This is a genomic window from Xanthomonas sp. XNM01, from assembly GCF_014851915.1.
Classification (GTDB): domain Bacteria; phylum Pseudomonadota; class Gammaproteobacteria; order Xanthomonadales; family Xanthomonadaceae; genus Pseudoxanthomonas.
Genome location: NZ_JACVAP010000003.1, coordinates 138,969 through 160,513, shown reverse-complemented (window position 1 = coordinate 160,513; position 21,545 = coordinate 138,969). Strand labels below are relative to the sequence as shown.

At 72.4% G+C, this 21,545-nt stretch carries 18 protein-coding genes; 7 read left to right on the top strand and 11 right to left on the bottom strand.

Annotation, left to right across the window (positions count from 1 at the left end):
- The first annotated feature begins 53 nt into the window (after nucleotides 1–53).
- Nucleotides 54–2,054 carry a transketolase gene (gene tkt / locus IB242_RS12080; protein ID WP_192279627.1) on the top strand — a complete coding sequence of 667 codons (2,001 nt, stop codon included), beginning with the start codon at nucleotides 54–56 and terminating at the stop codon, nucleotides 2,052–2,054.
- A 985-nt stretch (nucleotides 2,055–3,039) separates the two neighbouring features.
- Here the strand turns inward: tkt and IB242_RS12075 are convergent.
- The 3 genes from IB242_RS12075 to IB242_RS12065 form a co-directional block, all read right to left on the bottom strand.
- Nucleotides 3,040–3,723 (bottom strand): M23 family metallopeptidase, encoded by a 684-nt coding sequence (locus IB242_RS12075; RefSeq protein WP_192279625.1) that lies wholly within the window; start codon nucleotides 3,721–3,723, stop codon nucleotides 3,040–3,042.
- Nucleotides 3,724–3,763: 40 nt separating this feature from the next.
- Entirely contained in the window at nucleotides 3,764–4,744 is a 981-nt protein-coding gene (locus IB242_RS12070) for a L,D-transpeptidase (RefSeq protein WP_192279623.1), read from the bottom strand.
- Nucleotides 4,745–4,843: 99 nt separating this feature from the next.
- Nucleotides 4,844–5,164 (bottom strand): BolA family protein, encoded by a 321-nt coding sequence (locus IB242_RS12065; RefSeq protein ID WP_192279621.1) that lies wholly within the window; start codon nucleotides 5,162–5,164, stop codon nucleotides 4,844–4,846.
- Nucleotides 5,165–5,386: 222 nt separating this feature from the next.
- Here IB242_RS12065 and mprF point away from each other — a divergent pair, with 222 nt between their 5' ends.
- Both mprF and IB242_RS12055 read left to right on the top strand, forming a co-directional pair.
- Nucleotides 5,387–7,960: a bifunctional lysylphosphatidylglycerol flippase/synthetase MprF gene (gene mprF / locus IB242_RS12060; protein WP_343237139.1), complete on the top strand. Its 2,574-nt coding sequence runs from the start codon at nucleotides 5,387–5,389 to the stop codon at nucleotides 7,958–7,960.
- The gene (locus IB242_RS12055) at nucleotides 7,957–9,342 is read left to right on the top strand and encodes a virulence factor family protein (protein ID WP_192279618.1); all 1,386 of its coding nucleotides are present in this window, start codon (nucleotides 7,957–7,959) and stop codon (nucleotides 9,340–9,342) included. The genes mprF and IB242_RS12055 overlap by 4 nt, the downstream gene beginning before the upstream one ends.
- 207 nt (nucleotides 9,343–9,549) lie before the next feature.
- Here IB242_RS12055 and IB242_RS12050 read toward each other — a convergent pair whose 3' ends face one another.
- Nucleotides 9,550–11,496: an acetyl-CoA hydrolase/transferase C-terminal domain-containing protein gene (locus IB242_RS12050; RefSeq protein ID WP_192279616.1), complete on the bottom strand. Its 1,947-nt coding sequence runs from the start codon at nucleotides 11,494–11,496 to the stop codon at nucleotides 9,550–9,552.
- Between the two features lie 124 nt (nucleotides 11,497–11,620).
- On the opposite strand from IB242_RS12050, the gene IB242_RS12045 reads away from it, so the two are divergent.
- Genes IB242_RS12045 through IB242_RS12035 form a run of 3 tightly spaced genes read left to right on the top strand, consistent with a single transcriptional unit; the run spans nucleotide 11,621 to nucleotide 14,212 of the window.
- The gene (locus tag IB242_RS12045; protein WP_192280533.1) at nucleotides 11,621–11,986 is read left to right on the top strand and encodes a BlaI/MecI/CopY family transcriptional regulator; all 366 of its coding nucleotides are present in this window, start codon (nucleotides 11,621–11,623) and stop codon (nucleotides 11,984–11,986) included.
- Nucleotides 11,979–13,670, top strand: coding sequence for a TonB family protein (locus tag IB242_RS12040; protein WP_192279614.1), 1,692 nt, complete (start codon nucleotides 11,979–11,981; stop codon nucleotides 13,668–13,670). Before IB242_RS12045 ends, IB242_RS12040 begins: the two co-directional genes overlap by 8 nt.
- Before the next feature lie 5 nt (nucleotides 13,671–13,675).
- Nucleotides 13,676–14,212, top strand: coding sequence for a hypothetical protein (locus tag IB242_RS12035; RefSeq protein ID WP_192279612.1), 537 nt, complete (start codon nucleotides 13,676–13,678; stop codon nucleotides 14,210–14,212).
- A gap of 12 nt (nucleotides 14,213–14,224) precedes the next feature.
- On the opposite strand, the gene IB242_RS12030 is transcribed toward IB242_RS12035, so the two are convergent.
- From IB242_RS12030 to IB242_RS12000, 7 genes are all read right to left on the bottom strand, one after another.
- Complete coding sequence (locus IB242_RS12030) at nucleotides 14,225–14,782, bottom strand: flavin reductase family protein (RefSeq protein ID WP_192279610.1); 558 nt, start codon at nucleotides 14,780–14,782, stop codon at nucleotides 14,225–14,227.
- Nucleotides 14,783–14,808: 26 nt separating this feature from the next.
- The gene (locus IB242_RS12025) at nucleotides 14,809–16,266 is read right to left on the bottom strand and encodes a carbon-nitrogen hydrolase family protein (protein ID WP_192279608.1); all 1,458 of its coding nucleotides are present in this window, start codon (nucleotides 16,264–16,266) and stop codon (nucleotides 14,809–14,811) included.
- A 288-nt stretch (nucleotides 16,267–16,554) separates the two neighbouring features.
- Complete coding sequence (gene modC / locus IB242_RS12020) at nucleotides 16,555–17,172, bottom strand: molybdenum ABC transporter ATP-binding protein (RefSeq protein ID WP_192279606.1); 618 nt, start codon at nucleotides 17,170–17,172, stop codon at nucleotides 16,555–16,557.
- A 19-nt stretch (nucleotides 17,173–17,191) separates the two neighbouring features.
- A complete protein-coding gene (gene modB, locus IB242_RS12015; RefSeq protein ID WP_192279604.1) occupies nucleotides 17,192–17,893 on the bottom strand; it encodes a molybdate ABC transporter permease subunit in 702 nt (233 codons plus the stop codon).
- 3 nt (nucleotides 17,894–17,896) lie between these two features.
- The gene (gene modA, locus IB242_RS12010; protein WP_192279603.1) at nucleotides 17,897–18,676 is read right to left on the bottom strand and encodes a molybdate ABC transporter substrate-binding protein; all 780 of its coding nucleotides are present in this window, start codon (nucleotides 18,674–18,676) and stop codon (nucleotides 17,897–17,899) included.
- A 39-nt stretch (nucleotides 18,677–18,715) separates the two neighbouring features.
- Nucleotides 18,716–19,567, bottom strand: coding sequence for a S1/P1 nuclease (locus tag IB242_RS12005; protein WP_192279601.1), 852 nt, complete (start codon nucleotides 19,565–19,567; stop codon nucleotides 18,716–18,718).
- 85 nt (nucleotides 19,568–19,652) lie between these two features.
- Entirely contained in the window at nucleotides 19,653–20,297 is a 645-nt protein-coding gene (locus IB242_RS12000; protein WP_192279600.1) for an OmpW family outer membrane protein, read from the bottom strand.
- Nucleotides 20,298–20,511: 214 nt separating this feature from the next.
- On the opposite strand from IB242_RS12000, the gene gap reads away from it, so the two are divergent.
- Nucleotides 20,512–21,513 carry a type I glyceraldehyde-3-phosphate dehydrogenase gene (gene gap / locus IB242_RS11995; RefSeq protein ID WP_192279598.1) on the top strand — a complete coding sequence of 334 codons (1,002 nt, stop codon included), beginning with the start codon at nucleotides 20,512–20,514 and terminating at the stop codon, nucleotides 21,511–21,513.
- Nucleotides 21,514–21,545: the final 32 nt, after the last annotated feature.

The following is a 21,545-nucleotide window of genomic DNA, read 5'->3' as shown; positions in this document are numbered from 1 at the left end:
GACAATGGGCCGCCCGCAGTCCGCGGCCGCCACCCGCCACGACGAACCGCCACATGACCAAGCCCACCCGCCGCCAGCTGGCGAATGCCATCCGCTTCCTCGCCGCCGATGCGGTCCAGGCCGCCAACTCCGGCCACCCCGGCATGCCGATGGGCATGGCCGACATCGCCGAAGTGCTCTGGAACGATTACCTGCGCCACAACCCGGGCAATCCGCACTGGTTCAACCGCGACCGCTTCGTGCTGTCCAACGGCCATGGCTCGATGCTGCAGTACGCGCTGCTGCACCTGAGCGGCTACGACCTGCCGATCGAGGAGCTCAAGCGCTTCCGCCAGCTGCACAGCAAGACCGCGGGCCATCCCGAGCGGCACGAGACCCCGGGCGTGGAGACCACCACCGGTCCACTCGGTCAGGGCTTCGCCAACGCCATCGGTTTCGCGCTCGCCGAGAAGCTGCTCGCGCAGCGCTTCAACCGCCCCGAATTCGAGATCGTCGACCACCGCACCTGGGTGTTCATGGGCGACGGCTGCCTGATGGAAGGCGTGTCGCACGAGGCCGCGTCGCTGGCCGGCACCTGGGGCCTGAACAAGCTGGTCTGCTTCTGGGACGACAACAGGATCTCGATCGACGGCAACACCGACGGCTGGTTCACCGATGACACCCCGGCACGCTTCGAGGCCTACGGCTGGAACGTGGTGCGCGGCGTCGACGGGCACGATCCGGACAGCATCAAGGCCGCGATCGACAGCGCGCTGGGCCAGTTCGACAAGCCGACCCTGATCTGCTGCCGCACCACGATCGGCTTCGGTTCGCCGAACAAGGCCGGCAAGGAATCCAGCCACGGCGCCCCGCTGGGCAAGGACGAGCTGGACGCGACCCGCAAGCAGCTGGGTTGGGAATACGGCCCGTTCGAGATTCCGGCCGAGATCTACGACGGCTGGCGCGCCAACGGCACCGGCACCTTCCGCCAGGCCGAGTGGGAGCAGCTGTTCGACAAGTACGCCGCGCAGTTCCCGGCCCAGGCCGAGGAGCTGACCCGCCGCTCGCACGGCGAGCTGCCGGCCGACTTCGTCGCCAAGGCCGATGCCTACATTGCCCAGGTCCAGGCCGAAGGCCCGACCATCGCCTCGCGCAAGGCCTCGCAGCTGGCGATCGAGGCGTTCGCGCCGCTGCTGCCGGAAATCGTCGGCGGCTCTGCCGACCTGGCCCATTCCAACCTGACCCTGTGGAAGGCCAGCAAGTCGGTCGCCAGCGACGACCCGAACGCCAACTACGTGTACTACGGCGTGCGCGAGTTCGGCATGACGGCCATCGCCAATGGCCTGGCGCTGCACGGCGGCTTCATTCCGTTCGATGCGACCTTCCTGGTGTTCAGCGACTACGCGCGCAACGGCGTGCGCATGGGCGCACTGATTCCGGCGCATGCGATCCACGTCTACACCCACGACTCGATCGGCCTGGGCGAGGACGGCCCGACCCACCAGCCGGTCGAGCACCTGGCCTCGCTGCGCTACATCCCGAACAACGACGTGTGGCGCCCCTGCGATGCGGTCGAGTCGGCGGTCAGCTGGAAGGCCGCGATCACCCGCAAGGACGGCCCGAGCTGCCTGGTGTTCAGCCGCCAGAACCTGCCGCATCAGCCGCGCGATGCCGGCCAGGTCGCGGCGATCGAGCGTGGCGGTTACGTGCTGGCCGACGCCGAGGGCGGCAGCCCCGACGTGATCCTGCTGGCCACCGGTTCCGAGGTCGGGCTGGCGGTCGAGGCGAAGAAGCAGCTGGATGCGCAGGGCCTGAAGACCCGCGTGGTGTCGATGCCGTCGACCGACGTGTTCGACCGCCAGGATGCGGCCTACCGCGAGTCGGTGCTGCCGAACGCGGTGCGCAGGCGTGTGGCCATAGAGGCCGGCATCACCGCCTTCTGGCGCCAGTACGTGGGCCTGGACGGTGCGGTGATCGGCATCGACTCGTTCGGCGCCTCGGCACCGGCCAACGAGCTGTATGCCTACTTCGGCATCACCGTCGAGAAGACGGTCGAGGCGGCGAAGGCGCTCTGAGCGCAGTCGGTGCAGATGGAGCGAAAAGGCCGGCGCAAGCCGGCCTCTTCGTGTGCGGGATCGGCCATGGCGACTCCGGCCAGTGACGGAGCAGGAATGCCGGGCACGGCCGGGATCGCTCCTTCACCAGCAGGGAGGCCGCTTGAGGCCGACCCCTTGGCCGGTGACGCGTTGGGTGCGACGGTCGAGAAGGCGGTCGGGGCTGGGGCCCCTCCTACAGGGGAAGAGAGCTGCGCCTGCAGGAGGCCGCTCGAGGCCGACCGCGTGGCTGGTGATGCGTTGGTTGCGACGGTCGAGAAGGCGGTCGGGGCTGGGGCCCCTCCTACAGGGGGAAGAGAGCCGCGCCTGCAGGAGGCCGCTTGAGGGCGACCGCCTGGCTGGTGATGCGCTGGTTGCGACGGTCGAGAAGGCAGTCGGGGCTGGGGCCCCTCCTACGGGGAAGAGCCGCGCCTGTAGGAGGCCGCTCGAGGCCGACCGCGTGGCCGGTGATGCGTTGGTTGCGACGGTCGAGAAGGCGGTCGGGGCTGGGGCCCCTCCTACAGGGGAAGAGAGCCGCGCCTGCAGGAGGCCGCTCGAGGTCGGCTGCCTGGCCGGTGATGCGCCGGTTGCGATGGTCGAGAAGGCGGTCGGGGCTGGGGGCCCTCCCACAGGGGTGAGAGAGCCGCGCCTGGTAGGAGGCCGCTCGAGGCCGACCGCCTGGCCTGTGATGCGCTGGTTGCGATGGTCGAGACGGCGGTCGGGGCTGGGGCCCTCCTACAGGGGGAAGAGATCCGCGCCTGTAGGAGGCCGCTCGAGGCCGACCGCCATGCCCGGTGATGCCATTGGCGGTGACGAAGGCAAGTGCGCCAGAGCCTCCATCGCCTGCGCGCGCGGCCCGCTGATCCGGCTCGATGCGATGGCTCGCGACGGGACGGGATGGATCTCGGTGCCTGCCTGGAACGACGGTCTTCCTGCGGGACGGTGGCCTGCAGTGGGCGTCGATAATTCAAGGCAGCGGCTGCTCGCCGCGCAGGATCGGGTAGGGATTGATCGCCGCGCCTTCCCACCAGTGCCGCTCGGGGCCGAGCACGAAGATCGCGAAGTGCAGGTGCGGCGCATCGGCGTTGGCGTTGCCGGTGGAGCCGACATGGCCGATCACCTGGCCGCGGCGCACGCGCTGCTGCTCGGCCAAGCCATCGGCGTAACGCTCCAGGTGCGCGTAGTAGTAGGCGAACCGGCCGCTGCGGTCGAACTGGTAGATGGTCAGCCCGCCGCGCTCGCTGTCGAACAGCTTCTCGATGTGGCCGTCGGCGACCGCGAGCACCGGCGTGCCGGCCGGCGCCATGATGTCGATCGCGTCGTGCACGCGGCCTTCGCCGCGCGCATCGGTGAAGGTGTCATGCAGCTGCGCGAGGTCCACGCCCTGTACCGGAAGCAGCAGGGCGGGGGATGCGTTGGAACCCACCGGGCCGACCGGTGCCGCCGGTGCGGCGGCAAGGGCAGGCGTCACCGCGGGCGGCGGCGGGTCGCGTTGCGGTGCGAGCGGCGTGGCGTCCATCGGTTCCGGACCCGGGGGCGGTGTCGCCGCGCTCGCGGACACGTCGATCAGGCGCAGGCCTTCGCCACTGCGCCATCCCAGCGCGAGCAGGGCGAGCGCCACGCACAGCAGCGCCGACAGCAGCAGTTTCATCGACGACCTCCGGTGGCATCGCATGCGCTGGGCATGGGCTTCATTCCTGCAGGGTGACCGGCACGCTGCTGTCGACCGCCGCGGCCACCGCTGCGGCGTCCCAGTTGGTCAGGCGGATGCAGCCGTGCGACTGGGTCTTGCCGATGCTGCGCGGCTCGGGCGTGCCATGGATGCCGTAGTGCGGCTTGGACAGGTCGATCCACACCGTGCCGACCGGATTGTTCGGACCCGGTGCCAGCGTCGCCTTGCTGTGGGCCGGATCGGCGTCCCAGAACAGCTCGGGGTTGTAGTGGAACGTGGGGTCGCGCACCACGGTGGCGATCTTCCACTCGCCGATCGGCAGCGGGTCGTGTTCGCTGCCGGTCGAGGCCGGGTACTGGGCGATGACCGCGCCCTGCGCGTCGAGCAGGCGCAGCACCGAATCGCTGCGGTCCACCACCACGCGTGCGGCCTTCGGCGGCGCCCCGGAGGCGATGGCCGGCACTTTCAGCACGGTGCCGGCACGGGCCGCGTCCAGCCCGGGGTTCAGGCGCGCCAGCAGGGCCGGGCTGGCATGGAAGCGCTCGCCCAGTGCTTCGGCGAGCGAACCGAAGCCCAGCGTCTCCAGCTTCGCTTTCTCCATCATGTCGTCCGGTAGTGCGGCATATGGACCGGCGACGTCTCCGGCGGTCAGCGTGTAGTCGACCAGCACCGGTGCGGCGTCGCGCTCCAGCGCGGCCCAGGTCGCCGCGTCGGCCTCGCCGGTGACCGGCAGGTCGTGCGCGGCCTGGAAGCCGCGCAGCGCGCGCTGCTGGTTCGATCCGGCCATGGCGTCGATCTCTCCCGGCGAGAAGCGCGCGCGGTCGAGCAGCACCTGCAGGCGCAGCAGCGCCGCATCGCCTTCGCGCTGCGTGCGGTCGTCGGCGGAGGCGGCCAGTGTGGCCTTGTCGGTGTCCGCTCCCCAGGCGGCGGCGGGAAGCGCCGCCAGCAGGGCGGCCAGGGCGAGACGATGGACTGACATGGACCACTCCGGCGGGAACATGCCGCTACGCTGCGGTCATGCGCGCAGTGCCGGCGTGAACGCCGGCGGTCCTTGTTCAGGCGTGGAGGGCGGCCGTGGCGGCAGGGTGCCGCGGCCGGATCAGGACGTGCGCGCCAAATCGTGCTTGCTGCCGCCGCGGCAGGTCGGGGAGTCCGGGACGCTGCTGTCGGCGGCCCATTCCTCGGGCGTGTGCGTATGCAGGGCCAGCGCGTGGACCTGCTGCATCAGTCCGCCCATCGCGGCGTACACCGCCTGGTGGCGCTGGAGCAGGCGCTTGCCGGCGAAAGCCTCGCTGACGATCACGGCCTTGTAGTGCGTCTCCAGGCCGCGGCTGTGCATGTGGCTTTCGTCGAGCACCTCCAGGTGCATCGGCTGGAGCGTCTGCAGGGCGTGGCGGATCTGGTCTGCGCGGGTATTCATCTGCGATTTCGTCGGAACGGGCGGCGGACGCGGGCGTCCGTTGCACAGGATGGTGGCATGGATCGCCGATTCAATGCCTTGCGCCGTCCGACGGCCCGATCCGGCGGCGCCGGACCCGCGTGCGCGGGACAGCGCCGGCGCGGCGGCGGCGTGCTTCAATAGCGCCCGCGGATTCCCCCTCTCCCCAACCCGACCCGTCCCCGCATGTCGCAGCAGACGTCCGTGCAAGAAGCCACCGACGCGGATGCGGGCTGGCTCGCCAGACTGGTGCGCTGGCGCCGCTGGTGGATCGGAGCGGGGCTGGCCGTGCTGCTGGTGCTGCTGGGACTGGCCCTGCACGGTCTGTGGCGCGAGCTGAGCTACGCGCAGATCGTGGCCGCGGTCCGGGCCACTCCGATGCGCGACATCGCGCTGGCCCTGCTTGCCACCCTCATCAGCTTCCTGGCGTTGAGCGGCTACGACCATGCTTCGCTGCGCTACGTCGGCGTGCGGCTGCCATACCGCACGGTGGCGCAGACCTCGTTCATCGCCTACGCGCTGGCCAACACGATCGGGCTGGGCGTGTTCACCGGCGGCGCGGTGCGCATGCGCCTGTATGGCGCGGCGGGGGTCGAGGCCGGCCAGGTGTCGCGTGCGATCGCCTTCAACGCCGCGGCGTTCGGGCTGGGGATCAGCGCGGTCGGCGCGTTCGGCGTGCTGGTCAACGCCACCGCGATGGCGGCGATGGCCGGCGTGCCTGCCTGGCTGCTGCAGGGGGCGTCGCTGCTGGTGCTGGCGCTGCTGGGCGGACTGCTGCTGGCGCGCGGCCGGACATGGCGCAGCCGGCGCATGGCGCGCTGGGTCGAGCGCCTGCCGGGGCGGCGCCTGATGCTGGAACAGCTGCTGTGGTCGGCGCTGGACATCCTGGCCACCGGCGCGGTGCTGTGGCTGCTGCTGCCTGACGGCGCGATCGGGTTCCCGGTGTTCATCGGCTTCTATGCCGCGGCGCTGGTGCTGGCGGTGATCAGCCATGTGCCCGGCGGCCTGGGCGTGTTCGAGGCCACCATGCTGCTCGCCCTGGGCGGGCGGGTGCCGGCCGAAACCGTCGCCGGCGCGCTGGTGCTGTACCGGCTGATCTACTACGTGCTGCCGCTGCTGCTGGCGTTGGGCCTGCTGCTGCTGCACGAGGCGCGGCACGGCATCGCCGCGCCGGTGGCGCAGGCGGCGGGGGCGTTGCTGCCGCGGCTGCTGGCCGCCTACACGCTGGTGGTGGCGGTGGTGCTGCTGGTCTCCGGGGTCACCCCGGCCGGGCTCGAGGCGACCGCCGTGCTGGCCACTTGGGCGCCGCTGCCACTGGTGGAGGCGGCGCACTTCCTCAGCAGCGTCGCCGGCCTGGCGCTGCTGTTCGTCGCCCGCGGCATGCTGCTGCGGCTCGACGCGGCGTGGTGGGCCGGCCTGCTGCTGGCTGGTGCCGGCCTGCTGCTGGCGCTGCCCAAGGGCCTGGCCTGGTCGGAAGTGGCGATCCTGGCGCCGCTGGTGCTGGCGCTGCTGCTGTCGCATCGCCGCTTCGACCGGCGCGCCTCGCTGCTGGCGGTGCCGTTCAGCGGCGGCTGGCTGCTGGCGATGGGCGCGATCGTGGCGGCGCTGGTGGTGCTGCTGTTCTTCGCCTACCAGGATGTGGAGTACGGCCGCCAGCTGTGGTGGCAGTTCGAGTTCGACGCCGACGCGCCGCGTTCGCTGCGTGCGCTGGTGGCGATCGCGCTGCTGGCCCTGGCGGTGGCGCTGTACCAGCTGCTGCGGCCGAGCCAGCCGGTGCTGGAGCCGGCCGGTGCCGAGGAGCTGGCGCGCGCGGCGGCGATCGTGCGCGCCCAGGACGACGCCGATGCCGGCCTGGCGCTGGTCGGCGACAAGCGGTTCCTGTTCTCCGACGACGGCAGGGCGCTGCTGGCCTACGCGCGGCGCGGGCGCAGCTGGGTCGCGCTGTCCGATCCGGTCGGCCCCGAGCCGCAGTGCCGCGAGCTGGTCTGGCGGTTCCTGGCGATGGTCCACGAAGGCGGCGGACGTGGCGGCTTCTACCAGGTCCGGCCCGACCGCCTGCCGGCCTATCTCGACGCCGGCCTGCGCCTGCTCAAGCTCGGCGAGTACGCCTACGTGCCGCTGGCCGGGTTCTCGCTGGAGGGCAAGGCGCGCTCCGGGCTGCGCTACAGCGTCAAGCGCGCCGAGCGCGAAGGGCTGGACTTCGAGCTGGTGCCGCCAGCGGGCGTGCCGGCGGTGCTGGAGGAGATGCGTGCGGTGTCCGATGCCTGGCTGGCCGCGCACCGCACCGCCGAGAAGCGCTTCTCGGTGGGCGCCTTCGTCGACGCCTACGTCGGCCGGCAGACCGTGGCGCTGGTGCGCCAGCACGGGTGCCTGGTGGCGTTCGCCACGGTGCTCGACACCGACACCCGCAGCGAGGCCAGCATCGACCTGATGCGGCATGTCTCGCCGATGCCCTACGGCACGATGGATTTCCTGTTCGTGCGCCTGATGCTGCACTTCGCGCAGGCCGGCCATGCGCGCTTCGGCCTGGGCATGGCGCCGCTGTCGGGCATGGCGTCCGGGCCGCTGGCGCCGTACTGGCACCGCGCCGGCCGGCTGCTGTTCGCGCATGGCGAGGAGTTCTACAACTTCCGCGGCCTGCGCGCGTTCAAGGAAAAGTTCGAGCCGCAGTGGGAGCCGCGCTACCTGGCCACGCCGGGCGGGGTGGCGCCGCTGCTGGTGCTGGCCGACATCGCCGCGCTGATCGCCGGCGGCCTGAAGGGAGTGATCGCCAAATGAGCCGATGGATGCCCGCGCTGCTGGCGCTGCTGTGGCTGGTGGCACCGCCGCTGCAGGCGCGCGAGCGCTTCGACCATGGCCGCTTCGAAGACGTGGCGCTGTATCGCCCGGACGGCGCCACCCGCGGCGTGGTGCTGCTGCTGTCCGGCGCCGATGGCTGGAACGCGCACGCCGACGGCCTGGCGCAGCGCCTGTCCGCCGACGGCCTGCTGGTGGCCGGCATCGACTGGCCGCGGCTGCGCGCGGTGCTGCACGCGGACGGCGGCGACTGCGCGCTGCCCGATGGCGACCTGGAGAATTTCTCGCACTGGCTGCAGGGCTACGTCCGCCTGCCCGGCTACCTGCCGCCGGTGCTGGTCGGCGAGGGCGACAGCGCGCCGCTGGCCTATGCGATGGCCGCACTGGCCGAGCCGGACGTGTTCGCCGGTGCGGTCAGCCTGGGCTTCGTGCCGTCGCTGGACATGGGCAAGCCGCCCTGCCGCGGGGCCGGCACGGTGTTCGACGCACCGGCTGCCGGCGCGCGCGTCGCGCTGCGTCCGGTGCCGACGCTGGCCACGCCGTGGCTGCTGCTGCAGGGCGGCGAGGATGCACGCTTTCCGCCGGAGCAGGCGCGCCGGTTCGCGGCCGCGATCGATGGCGCCGCCGTCGCCGAACTGCCGGGCGTCGCCCACACCCTGGCGCCGGACCGCTGGTGGCCGCGCCTGTCGGCGGCGGTGTCGGCGCTGTCGCGGCGCGCTGCCGGCCGCGCGCCGCCGGTCGACGCCGGGCTGGCCGGCCTGCCGCTGGTCGACGTGCCGGCGCAGCAGGCCGGCGACACCTTCGCGATCCTGCTCAGTGGCGACGGTGGCTGGGCCGGGCTGGACAAGGAAGTCGCCGCCGCGCTGGCCGCGCGCGGCGTGCCGGTGGTCGGCTTCGATTCGCTGCGCTACTTCTGGCAGGCACGGACGCCGCAGGGGCTGGCCGACGACCTGGACCGCATCATCGCCCACTACGCCGTGCGCTGGCAGCGGCCGAAGGTGCTGCTGATCGGTTATTCGCAGGGCGCGGACGTGCTGCCGTTCGCGCTCAACCGCCTGTCGCCCGACGCGCGTGCGCGGGTCGAGCGCAGCGTGTTGATGGGGCTGGGCCAGCGGGCCGCGTTCGAATTCCATCTCGGCAACTGGATCGGCCGCGAGCGCGACGACACCCTGCCGATCCTGCCCGAGGCGCGCCGGCTGGAGGCCGCACGCACGCTGTGCATCCGCGGCGAGGGCGAGGACGCCTCGCTGTGCCCGTCGCTGGCACCGGCGCATGCGCGGCAGCTGGTGCTGCCCGGTGGCCACCATTTCGACGGCGACTACGCGCATCTGGCGGACGCGATCCTGGCGCCGCCGCAGCCCTGATCCCTGGTCGCGCACGCCGGCGCCGAGGTGCGTGGCGCGCAGCGCATCGCCGATGCCGGCGCGAGGCGGGCGCGCACCCGCCGGTGCGATGTCGTCGGCCAGCCGCGCGGCGATGTCGCTGTACGCCGCCACGACCCGCGCCGGTGAAGCCGGCCGCTGCCGCAGTTCCCGCATCGCGCGTGCCGGGACGCGCGACGCGACCGGCCCTCAGCGCGCCGTGGCCGCAAGTGCCAGCCGCAGCAGCCGGGTCTGCAGCCAGCCCTGCATGCCGCGCGCGGTGTCCAGCGCCATCCGCTGCATCGCGGGCGCATCGTCGGGCGTGGTCGTGGTCATCGCCCGCCACAGCGTCGCGAGCCTGCCGCCGCGGCTGGCGGTGCGCTGTTTCAGCCAGCCCAGCGCCCGCGCCAGGCGCTGCTCGACCTCGCTGAAATCGCTGCCCAGCGGATAGTCCGGCAGGGTGCCGTCGTCGCGGAACGGCGCCAGCCGCTGCCGCAGCGCGTCGGGCGTGTTGCGCGCGAGGGCATCGGTCCGACCGCTGCCCTCGCCGAGCTTGAGGTCGGCGCGCGCGCGTTCGAGCAGTCCGCTGCGGAAGCGGGTGTCGCAGATCGCCGCCATCGCCAGCACGCAGTCCTCGTCGGCGGCATGGCGCAGGTCGGCGATGCCGTACTCGGTGACGTACAGGTCGCGCAGGTGGCGCGGGATGGTGGTGTGGCCGTAGTTCCAGCGGATGTTGGAGGCGGCGCCGGCACCGCCGTCGCGCACCGCGCGCAGCATCAGCACCGAGCGGGCGGCGGGCAGCGCGTGGGCCATCGCCACGAAGTTGTACTGGCCGCCGACGCCGGACACCACGCGGCCGTCGTCGAGCGCGTCGGACACGGCGGCGCCGAGCGCGGTGGCCATCATGCAGCTGTTGAAGAAGCGCGCCTGCACGCGCTGCATCCGCTCCAGGCCCTCGTCGTTGCCGTAGAGCTGGTTGACCTCGCTGATGCGGCGCATGCCGATGCCGCGGCGCTGGTCCTCGGGCAGGTCGCGCAGCCAGTCGTAGAACTCCGGGGAACCCAGATAGAACGCGCCGTGCAGGTACTCGCCGTCGCGTTCGAGCCGGGCGCGGTCGCCGAGGTTGGCGCTGCCGTCCGCCAGGCGCTGCATCAGCGCCGCATCGTCCACCACCCGGCGCCGGATCACGCCGGTTTCGACCAGACGCTTGAAGCCTTCGTTGATCATCTCGCTGCAGCCGTACAAGCCGGTCTCGAACGGATCGAGCCCGCCGCTGGCGAGCACGGCCGGATGCCGCTCCAGCTCCGGATCCAGCGCCGCCAGCACCTGGCGGTAGCGCGCGTTGTCGGTATGACGCAGCACCAGCGCGTGGCACAGCGCGTCGGCCAGCGCGCCGATACCGATCTGCAGGGTGCCGCCGTCGCGGACCAGCGCGCTGGCGTACAGGCCGATGGCGTGGTCGGCGTCGGTGACCGGCTGGCGTGGCAGCGCGAACAGCTGCGGATGCGGGCCTGGCGGGTCGATGACGATGTCGAAGAACCCGTCCGGCACGACCGCGCTGCCGCCCAGCCATGGCAGCTGCGGATCGATCTCGGCCACCAGCAGCGGACGCGCCAGGCCGCGCGCGCCGATCGCATCGACCAGATCCTCGGTCATGTCGGTGTTGCAGGAGAACGAGAGCCGCTGCCCGCCGGGTTCGCGGGCCACCTTCTGCACGATCAGGTTGATCCCGCGGCTGGCCACGGCATCGGCCGCATGCGTGTAGTTGAGGCTGGCGTAGCGGCGCTGCGCCTGGCGCGAGCCGAGCAGCGCGCCGGACTGCATGTAGAACTCCTCGACCTCGACGTGCGCCGGCAGCGCGTCGCGGCGCATCGCCTGCACGTAGGCCAGGCGCGGGAAGTCCTCGCCGAAATGGCGCTTCAGGAACGGCCCGAGGAAGCGCGCCTGCAGGCCCTTGCCGGCCGGGGGCGGATCCAGCGACAGGGCGGTGTACAGGTGCAGCGGCCGCTGCGGATCGGCGGCGATGCGTGCGTACAGCGTGTTGAGCAGCCGGTGCGGCTTGCCCAGCCCCAGCGGGGCGCCGACACGCAGGGCGGGCGGAAGCCGCGACAGGATGTCCTCGACCGCCGCGTCCAGATCGGTGTGGAGTGTCTGCATGCGCGGAAGCATAGGCGATGGCCGGTGGGCGGGTCGTCTGCAGGCGTCGGGCGACGCTTGACACGGCTTTTGTTTACGCATGTAATCGATAAAAATTACATGTGTAAACGGTGGTGGTCCGATGATTCCGATCAGCGATGCCGAGGCGATGGTGATGGAGGTGCTGTGGGCGTCGAGCCCGCGCAGCGCCGAGGAGGTGATCGCCGCGCTGGCCGGCCCGACCGGCTGGGCCGAGCCGACCATCAAGACCCTGCTCAACCGTCTGCTCAACAAGGGCGCGATCGACGCGGAGCGCGACGGGCGCCGCTATCTGTACAGCCCGCTGCTGCAGCGCCAGGCGTGGGTGCGGAGCCAGAGCGAAGGCCTGGTCGAGCGCCTGTTCGGCGGGCGCGTGGCGCCGCTGGTCGCGCACTTCAGCGAGCAGGGCCGGTTGTCGGCGGACGACATCGCCGAACTGCGGCGGCTGCTGGAGGACCTGGGCGATGAGTGAGCTGCTGCAGTCCCTGGTCGAGGCGACGTTCGCCGGCAGCGCGGCGGTGCTGCTGGTGCTGGTGCTGCGGCGTCCGCTGCGCGCGCGCTTCGGCGCGGTGGCCACCTATGCGCTGTGGAGCTGCGTGCCGGCCGCGTTGCTGGCGGTGCTGCTGCCGGCCGCGGTGGTCGATGCCCCCGGCGCGGCGGTGTCCTGGGCAACGCCGCTTCAGGCGGCGATCGCCGCGGCACCGGCACCGGCCGCGCGCGTGGATCCCGCGCCCTGGCTGCTGGCGCTGTGGGCCTGCGGTGCGGTCGCGATGCTCGCGCTGCTGGCCTGGCGGCAGTCCCGCTTCGTGCGCGCGCTCGGCCCGCTGCAGCGGCGCGGCGATGGCTGCTGGCAGGCGCGTGTCGATGCCGGCCTGCCGGCGGTGATCGGCGTGCTGCGCCCGCGGATCGTGCTGCCGGCCGGGTTCGAGGTGCGCTACCTGGCGGACGAACAGGCGCTGATCCTGCAGCACGAGCGCCTGCATGTCCGCCGCGGCGACCTGCAGCTCAACGCGCTGGCCGCGCTGCTGCAGTGCCTGGCGTGGTTCAACCCGCTGGCCTGGATCGCGCTGCGCCGCTTCCGCCTGGACCAGGAACTGGCCTGCGACGCGCGGGTGCTGGCCGGCGACCCCGCCATGCGGCGGCGTTACGGCGAAACCCTGCTCAAGACCCGGCTCGATGCCGGGCCGGTTCCGCTGGGCTGTCACTGGCAGCCGATCCATCCACTGAAGGAACGCATCGCCATGCTCGGACATCCCGTTCCCCGCCGGACCACCCGCCTCGCCGCCAGCGCGCTGGTCGCGCTGCTCGCCCTCGGCAGCGGCTTCGCGGCCTGGGCGCTGCAGCCGGCCGACACGCGCCCCGCTGGCGCGGCCGGCGCGGCGGCGGGCGATCTCTACCACGTGGACGTGCGCCTGGACGTGGACGGGCATGCACGCCAGTTCGCCCTGCGCGAACACGCCGGCACGACGTTCGGGTTCCGCTCCGAAGAAGGCGACACGGCCTGGGCGATCGAGATGCGGCTGACACCCGAAGCCGATCCGGCGCTGGTCCGCATCCAGGCCGATCTGCAGGCCGATGGCACGCTGCTGTCCAGGCCGGAACTGGTGGCCAGGCTCGACGAGAAGGCGGGCATCCAGGTCAGCACGCCCGACGGACGCTCGGTGTTCGCGCTCGACGTGACCGTGCGCCGGCTCGATGCGCCGGTCGCCAGCGCGGGCGGCCCGCGGCCGGCGATGCCTGCCGACCGTCCGCCGCCGCGGTATCCGCGCAGCGCGCTGGCCGAAGGACTGTCGGGCGAGGTGCTGCTGGTCGTCGACGTGGATGCGGAAGGCGCGGTGCGCGATGCGCGGGTCGAGCGCGCCACGCCCGTGGGCGTATTCGACGCGATCGCGCTGGAGGCGGCACGGCAGTGGCGTTTCCAGCCGGCGCGCGATGCGGCCGGCCGGGCGGTGCCCGGCCAGGTGCGGGTCCCGCTGCGCTTCGATTCGGGCATGACCGCCAGCGCCGCGCCGGCGGGGGCCGCTGCGGACGACGGCATGCGCTGGTTCCTGCTCGATGCCGGAGTGGCGTCCGAATCGGTCTGCGACGAGGTCGTGCGCGTGCCCGCCGATGCCCGCGTCTACTGCGGCATCCGCAACGCCCAGGCGGCGAGGTGACGGCGATGGTGGCGGTCCGCATCGGCAGCCTCGGCCTGGCGATCCTGCTGCTGGCCGGTTGCACGACCCGCAGCGCCGGTGTCGAACAGCGGATGATTCTGCCGGTCGGCGCGCAGCGACACGAGATGGCCGATCACCAGGCCTTCGTGTTTCCGGCACCGGATGGCAACCAGCCCCCGGATTTCCCGAAAGGGTACGCGCCGTCCGAACTGCCGCCGACCACGCTCTGCGCATCGCTGGTGGTCGAACGCGACGGCAGCGTGCGCGATGTCGCGCTGCTCGACGATCCGCAGTGCGCCAGCGCCGCGCAGGCCCCGGCCCTGGCGGCCGCGGTGACCGCGGCGCTGGCCGACTGGCGCTTCTACCCGGCGCTGCTGTGCACCTACCCGGATGCGGCGACCCGCGAGCGCGACTGGACGCCGAGCGCCTGCACCGGCGGCGCCAGCGAGGCCCGCGCGGTGGCGGTGACGCTGGCCTACGCCTTCACCTTCGAGGTCAGGCAGGGCAGACGCCGGGTCGGCGCCGCGCGCATGGAGCGCTGAGCGCGCGGCCGCCTACTGCTCGAGCATGTCCGCGCGGAACAGCCGCCGGCGCGACACGGTGCGCCCGGCGACCATGAAGCGGCCTTCGCCGAGGTAGTGCAGGGTGGAGGGATCCTTCGGCCGCGGCGCGACGTGCGCGGCGACCACGCGCCAGACGAACAGCGGGTAGTCGGCGGTGATCCGGGTCTCGTGCAGCCGGCATTCGAAGCTGGCGTGGCACTGGCCGATCAGCGGCGCGGCGACCTCGCGGCCGGGCTGCGCGTCCAGGCCGAAGCGCGCGAACTTGTCGACGTCCGCGCTGCTGCAGTTGCCGATCCCGACCACGGTGTCGAGCAGGTCGGCGGTCGGCAGGTTGATCACGCATTCGCGGCTGCGCCGCGCCAGCCGGTGGCTGTGGTTGGCCTCCCAGATGTAGGTGCCGACCAGGTCGTAGCCGAGCATCATGTGCCAGCCGAGCGTCATCACCGCGCGCTCCTCGCGCCAGGCGGTGCTCAGCAGCACGACCGGGCCAGGCTCCAGGTAACGGCGGACCCGGTCGACCGGGAAGGACTGTCGGCGGCGGACGGGCATCGGCGTGCCTGGGTGCGGCGGGAGCCTCAGCCTGCGCGCGGCGTGGTGGCGGGGGCGTGACCGCGACGCAGGCTCGCCAGCCACAGCGCCAGCGCGGCGAGGGCGCAGAGCAGGCCGAACAGGTCGCCGATGCGGGCATAGGGCGTGGCCGCCGGCGTCGCCAGCGGCAGGTCGGCGACCAGCGTGGCGCCGGGCATCGGCGCGCTCGAGGTCTCGGCGACGACCCGGCCCCAGCCGTCGCTGACCGTCAGCAGGCCTTCGCGGGCGGCGCGGACCACCGCGTGCCCGTTCTCGACACCGCGGACCAGGGTCATGCGCGCGCCCATCCAGGCATCGACGTAGGCGAAATCCCAGGCCGGCACCAGCATCAGGTCCACCGCCTGGCGTCCATAGCGGTGGCCGACGCTGGCGAAGTGCATGTCCTTGCAGATCGCCAGGCCGACGCGCAGCCGGTCGATCTCCTGCACGGCGGTCCGGCTGCCATGCCGGTAGCCGTCGATGCGTTCGGGCGGCGCCAGGCGCAGCTTCTCGTAGTCCTGGTGCAGGTGGCCGTCCGGCCCGAACAGCCAGGCCTGGTTGCGTGCGGCGACGCCGTCGTCGATGCCGATGCCGACCTCCAGCCACACCGCATGCCGGCGCGCCAGCGCCGCGAACCGCGCCTGCCAGGCCGGTGCGGCGGCCGGCGTGACCACCGCGATCTTCTCCGGCAGCACCAGCAGCGCGGCGTCCTGTGCGGCCAGCTGTGCGACCAGACGCGCGTAGCCGTCCAGCACCGACCCGGCATGCGCCGGCGAGGCGTGGAGGCCGACCGCATCGTCGATCGAGGCCAGGCCGACGCGCAGCGTGTCGCCTGGGGCATCGGGTGCGGCATGCAGGCGCAGCGCGCCGTAGCCGAAGGCCAGGCCGGTCAGTGGCAGCGCCAGCAGCAGCGCGGCCAGCCGCTGCCGCGGCGGCCATCGCGTGACCAGCAGCAGGGCCAGCGCCGAGGCCGGCAGCGACAGGACGAACAGCACCGCCGGCGTCCCGCCCAGTGCGGCCAGCTGCAGCAGCGGCAGCCGCCCGGCCTGGCTGTAGGCCGCGCTGCCCCATTGCCCGTCGGGCAGCAGCCGGCCCATCGCCAGATCCAGGCCGGCCCACAGCAGCGGGTAGGCCAGCACGGTCCAGCCGGCGCCGAAGCGCAGCGCGACCCGGCGGCTGCCGACGATCACCAGCCACCAGGGCGCGGCCATGCCCACGGTCATCAGCAGCGCCGCCGGCCAGGGCGCCAGCAGGCGCAGGTAGCCGGTGTAGGCGCTGGCCGCGACCAGTGCGCCCAGCCAGACCGCCGCGTGCGCCAGCCAGGTGCGCTGCAGCGACAACGCCAGCCACAGCAGCGGCGCCGGCGCGATCCAGATCCACTCCGGATCCGGCACCGGGCCCACGCCCGGACGCAGCAGGAGGCCGGCGACCAGCCCGAGCGCGAGCGCCACGGGCGTGCGTTGCACGCGGGGCAGGAAGGACGGAGGAGGCATCTGGATGGCTCGGACGGGAGACGGCAGCATCGCCGTTGCCTGCCCGCCTGCCACAGTGCCGGTCGTCACCGGATGCCGGTGCGGTGCACCTGGCAGGCAGGGCAGTGCGGGAGCCGGTCCTGCGCTGCCAGGCCGATCGCCCGGGTGCCGGCCGCATCTGCGCTGTGCTGCGGTCCGCACGGCGATGTCCCGGCAGCGATCGGGCGACCCTGCTCGCCGCCGCAGGCCGCGGCGCGTGCGGACAGCGGACGCCGCTGCCACTCAGTCCAGCACGTGCACCGCATCGGCCAGCCGCCGCACCTCGTCCGGATGGTGGCTGACGTACAGCATCGGCAGGCGGATCTCGTCGCGCACGCGCTGCAGCCACGGGATCAGTTCCTCGCGCCGCGACTGGTCCAGCGCCGACAGCGGCTCGTCGAACAGCAGGATCGCCGGCTGCGAGAGCAGGGCGCGGCCGATCGCCACGCGCTGGGCTTCGCCGCCGGACAGGTGGCGGGTGCGCCGCTCGAGCAGCTGGCCGATGCCGAGCAGGTCGACCACCGCGTCGAAACCGAAACGCGCCTGGCCGTCGCGACCATGCCGGCCGTAGCCGAGGTTGCGGCGCACATCCAGATGCGGGAACAGGCGCGCATCCTGGAACACGTAGCCGATCCGCCGCCGGTGGGTCGGCAGGTCGATGCCGGCCGCGCTGTCGTACAGGGTGCGCCCGTCGATCTCGATGCGGCCAGACTGCGGCCGCAGCAGCCCGGCGATGGCGTTGAGCACGGTGGTCTTGCCGGCGCCGGAGTGGCCGGTCAGCGCGACCACGCGGGCGTCCTCCTCCACCCGGACATGGCGATGGAAACCGCCGCGGCGCAGCTCCACGTCGATCCTCAGCATGCCGGTCCCCCCGTGCTGCTCATGCATCCTCCTGGGTGTCGCGGCGCTGGCGCCGCACCAGCCATTCGGAGAACAGCAGCGCGCCCAGCGAGATCACCAGCGCGACCGCCGCCAGGCGCCAGATCGCCGACTCGCCGCCGGGGACCTGCAGCAGGCCGTAGATCGCCGCCGACAGCGTCTGCGTCTCGCCGGGGATGTTGGAGACGAAGGTGATGGTGGCGCCGAACTCGCCCAGCGCCTTGGCGAAGGCCAGCGCCGCGCCGGCCACCAGGCCCGGCCAGGCCAGCGGCAGGGTGACGGTGGCGAACACGCGCAGCGGCGAGGCGCCGAGCGTGGCCGCGGCCTGTTCCAGGCGCCGGTCCACGTTCTCCATCGACAGCCGGATCGCGCGCACCATCAGCGGAAAGCCCATCACCGCGCAGGCCAGCGCCGCACCGGTCCAGCGGAACGCCAGCACGATGCCGAAGGTGTCCTCCAGCCAGCGCCCGGCCGCGCCCTGGCTGCCGAACAGCACCAGCAGCGCATAGCCCATCACCACCGGCGGCAGGACCAGCGGCAGGTGCACCAGCGCGTCCAGCAGCGCCTTGCCGGGGAAGCGGCCGCGCGCCAGCAGCCAGGCCACGGCGATGCCCGGCGGCAGGCTCGCCGCCGCCGCGACCGCCGCCACCTTCAGGCTCAGCGCGATCGCGGTCAGTTCTTCGGGGCTGAACCAGGCGGCCACGGATCAGTCGGTGAGGGTGAAGCCGCGCCGCTCGAAGATCCGGCGCGCCTCGGGCGAGGCCAGCCAGCGCACGAACGCGGCCGCCTGCGGGCCGCCACGGTCCAGCGCCGCGGCCGGATAGACGATCGCGGCGTGGCTGGAGGGCGGGAAGGTGGCGACCACGCGCACCTTCGGCTCGGCTTCGGCGTCCGAGCCATAGACGATGCCCAGCGGCACCTCGGCGCGCGACACCAGCATCAGCGCCGCGCGCACGCTGTCGGCTTCGGCCAGCTGGCCGCTCACCGCGTCCCAGTGGCCCAGGTGCTCCAGCGCCTCGCGCGCGTACTTGCCGGCCGGCACGCTCGCGGTCTGGCCCACCGCCAGCCGCTTGCCCGCCAGCGCGGCCACCAGGCTGCCGCTGCGCGCCAGGTCCACGCGCACGTTGCTGCCGGCCGGTGCCACCAGCACCAGGCTGTTGCCGAGCAGGTTGCGGCGGGTACCGGCGGCGAGCGCGCCGTGCCGCTGCACGTGGTCCATCCATTCCTGGTCGGCGGAGATGAACACGCCGGCCGGTGCGCCCTGCTCGATCTGCCGGGCGAGGGTGGAGCTGGCCGCGTAGGACACGCGCACCGTGGTGCCGGTCTCGCTCCGGTAGCGGGCGGCGGCCTCGTCCAGCGACTCCTTGAGGCTGGCGGCGGCGAACACGGTCAGCGGCTGTCCGGCCTGGGCGCTGGCGGGCGGCGTGGCGATGCTGCCCAGCAGGGCCAGCAGCGGGAGCAGGGCGAGGCGGATCAGCCGGGACATCGCGGTATCTCCTGTGGGGCAGGCAAGTGTATCGGTCGCTCAGCCGTGGCCGAGCGCGCCGTTGAGCACCGCGGCCAGGCGCGCGCCGCCGTCGCGCAGCTGCTGTTCGATGGTGCCCGCGTGGCGGGCCACGTAGGCTTCGTCGAGCACGTGGCCCTGCGGATAGAAGCCCGGCGCCAGGGTGATGCGGCAGGACTGTTCGGCCCAGGCCTGCGCCGCGCCGACCGGCACCGGCGAGTGCGCGGGCGGCGCCGGCAGCTGCCTCAGCCGCGCCAGCCAGGCGTCTTCGTCCAGGCCCTTGGCGTTGAGCAGGCCGCTGTCCCAGAACGCATGCAGGTTGCTGCCGCGCGCGCGGAAGTTGACCTGGTAGTCGTTGCCGCCGCGGTCGTGCGCGTGGCCGGCATGCAGCGGCTGGTGCACGTCGCCGACGAAGTGGACGACGAACTTCAGCGCGTTGAGCCTGCGCTCGCGGCTGTTGCGCGGGTCGGCCAGGATCCGGGTCTGCGCCTCGATCGCGGCGACCACGCAGTTGCCGCGCGGGCAGTCGCGTGCGGCCTCGTACACGCAGCCGGATTCGCCGATGTTGACGTAGTGCCAGCTGGCCGAGCGCCGGCCCAGGCCGGGGTCGCTGCCGCGCAGGTTGTCGGCCCAGGTCGCGATGCCGGCCAGCGAGGGATCGGCCTCGCCCTGCAGCAGCTGCGCGATGGCCGCGCGGGTCTGCGGCGAGAGATCGTCTTCGGCCAGGCGTGCGACCAGACGGTGCCCGAGCGGGCCCCACGCCTGTGCGGGCAAGGCCACCGACACGGCGAGCAGGCCAAGAAGAAAACGCGCCGCGAACGTGCGCGACGCGCCGGAGAAAACGGAAGAAGCGGGGGCGGTGGTGTGTGTCATGCCCGGCACTGTAACCGACACGCACGACCGCCCCAGCAGCAACACCTGTCCGGTCACGCTCCCGCATGGCGGGAACGTGGCGGCATCAGAACTTCATGACGTAGGCCAGGCCGTAGACCATCGGGTCGATCTTGGCGGTGCCCAGCTTGGCGCCGTTGACCTTGACCTCGGTGTCGATGTCGGCCCAGCGCACGTCCACGCGCAGCGCGCCCTTCTCGCTCAGCGCGAAGTCCAGGCCGGCGTGGGCGGCGACGCCCCACGAGTCTTCCAGCTTGACCTTGGTGCCGGCCAGCGCGCCCTTCTCGTCGGTGCCGAAGAAGGTGGTGTAGTTCACGCCCACGCCCACGAACGGGGTGACCTTGGAGCTGTTGGCGAAGTGGTACTGCAGCGAGACGACCGGCGGCAGCTGCTTGGTCTCGGCGACGGTGCCGACGCCGGCGATGCTGATCTCGTGCTTGAACGGCAGCGCGGCCAGCACTTCGATGCCCACGTTGTCGGCGATGAAGTACTCGAAGGTGATCGTCGGCTTGACGTCGCTGTCGACCTTGGTCGGCAGGGCGCCCAGGCCCAGCGCCGCACCGTTCAGGTCGCCGGCGTCGGAGGTCGGGTCGACCACGTGCGCGCCGACGCCGAGGGTCCACTCGCCCTTGGACTGGGCCATGGCGGGAGCGGCGGCGACGGCCAGGGCGAGGGCCAGGCCGCTGATCAGGAGGGAGGAGGTCTTGCGCATCGTTGTTGCTCTCGGTGGTCGGTGGAATGTGCGCGCAGTGTTCTCCTGCGGCGTTCACCCCGCCTTGATCCTGATCAACTTCCACGGCCCGGGTCAGCGTGCGCTCATCGCCGGCGTGGAACGCGCCGGCCGCGTGCGGAGCGCCTGCTAGAATGGCCGCCCCCGTTCCATCCACCAGGGCCGCGCCGGGGCGAGGCCGCAGGAGTCACGAGTAATGGCGATCAAGGTTGGCATCAACGGCTTCGGCCGCATCGGCCGCAACGTGCTGCGTTCCGCCGTGCAGAATTTCGGCGACGACATCGAGATCGTCGCGATCAACGACCTGCTGGAACCCGATTACCTGGCCTACATGCTGCAGTACGACTCGGTGCATGGCCGCTTCAAGGCCGAGGTCAAGGTCGAAGGCAACACCCTGCTGGTCAACGGGAAGAAGATCCGCCTGACCCAGGAACGCGACCCGGCCAACCTGAAGTGGGACGAGGTCGGCGCCGAGGTGGTGATCGAATCCACCGGCCTGTTCCTGACCAAGGACACCGCGCAGAAGCACCTCGATGCCGGCGCGAAGAAGGTGATCCTGTCGGCGCCGTCCAAGGACGACACCCCGATGTTCGTCTACGGCGTCAACCACGACACCTACAAGGGCGAGGCCATCGTCTCCAACGCCTCGTGCACCACCAACTGCCTGGCCCCGCTGGCCAAGGTCGTGCACGACAAGTGGGGCATCAAGCGTGGCCTGATGACCACCGTGCATGCCGCCACCGCCACCCAGAAGACCGTCGACGGCCCGTCCAACAAGGACTGGCGCGGCGGCCGCGGCATCCTCGAGAACATCATCCCGTCCTCGACCGGTGCGGCCAAGGCGGTCGGCGTGGTGATCCCCTCGCTCAACAAGAAGCTGACGGGCATGAGCTTCCGCGTGCCGACCTCGGACGTGTCGGTGGTCGACCTGACCGTCGAGCTGGAGAAGGAAGCCACCTACGCCGAGATCTGCGCCGAAGTGAAGGCGCAGAGCGAAGGCGCGCTGAAGGGCATCCTCGGCTACACCGAGGACAAGGTGGTGGCCACCGACTTCCGCGGCGAGACCTGCACCTCGGTGTTCGACGCCGAGGCCGGCATCGCGCTGGACGGCACCTTCGTCAAGCTGGTGTCGTGGTACGACAACGAGTGGGGCTACTCGAACAAGTGCCTGGAAATGGTCAAGGTCGTGGCGAAGTAATCGCCATCGGCTGCGGATCGATACGACCCCCG

Coding starts and splice junctions, on each gene's coding strand:
- IB242_RS12065 (WP_192279621.1), bottom strand. CDS start 5,164: ATGAATACCCGCGCAGACCAGATCCGCCACGCCCTGCAGACGCTCCAG.
- IB242_RS12050 (WP_192279616.1), bottom strand. CDS start 11,496: ATGCAGACACTCCACACCGATCTGGACGCGGCGGTCGAGGACATCCTG.
- IB242_RS12035 (WP_192279612.1), top strand. CDS start 13,676: ATGGTGGCGGTCCGCATCGGCAGCCTCGGCCTGGCGATCCTGCTGCTG.
- modA (WP_192279603.1), bottom strand. CDS start 18,676: ATGTCCCGGCTGATCCGCCTCGCCCTGCTCCCGCTGCTGGCCCTGCTG.
- gap (WP_192279598.1), top strand. CDS start 20,512: ATGGCGATCAAGGTTGGCATCAACGGCTTCGGCCGCATCGGCCGCAAC.
- IB242_RS12040 (WP_192279614.1), top strand. CDS start 11,979: ATGAGTGAGCTGCTGCAGTCCCTGGTCGAGGCGACGTTCGCCGGCAGC.
- IB242_RS12000 (WP_192279600.1), bottom strand. CDS start 20,297: ATGCGCAAGACCTCCTCCCTCCTGATCAGCGGCCTGGCCCTCGCCCTG.
- IB242_RS12075 (WP_192279625.1), bottom strand. CDS start 3,723: ATGAAACTGCTGCTGTCGGCGCTGCTGTGCGTGGCGCTCGCCCTGCTC.
- IB242_RS12030 (WP_192279610.1), bottom strand. CDS start 14,782: ATGCCCGTCCGCCGCCGACAGTCCTTCCCGGTCGACCGGGTCCGCCGT.
- IB242_RS12055 (WP_192279618.1), top strand. CDS start 7,957: ATGAGCCGATGGATGCCCGCGCTGCTGGCGCTGCTGTGGCTGGTGGCA.
- modC (WP_192279606.1), bottom strand. CDS start 17,172: ATGCTGAGGATCGACGTGGAGCTGCGCCGCGGCGGTTTCCATCGCCAT.
- tkt (WP_192279627.1), top strand. CDS start 54: ATGACCAAGCCCACCCGCCGCCAGCTGGCGAATGCCATCCGCTTCCTC.
- IB242_RS12005 (WP_192279601.1), bottom strand. CDS start 19,567: ATGACACACACCACCGCCCCCGCTTCTTCCGTTTTCTCCGGCGCGTCG.
- IB242_RS12070 (WP_192279623.1), bottom strand. CDS start 4,744: ATGTTCCCGCCGGAGTGGTCCATGTCAGTCCATCGTCTCGCCCTGGCC.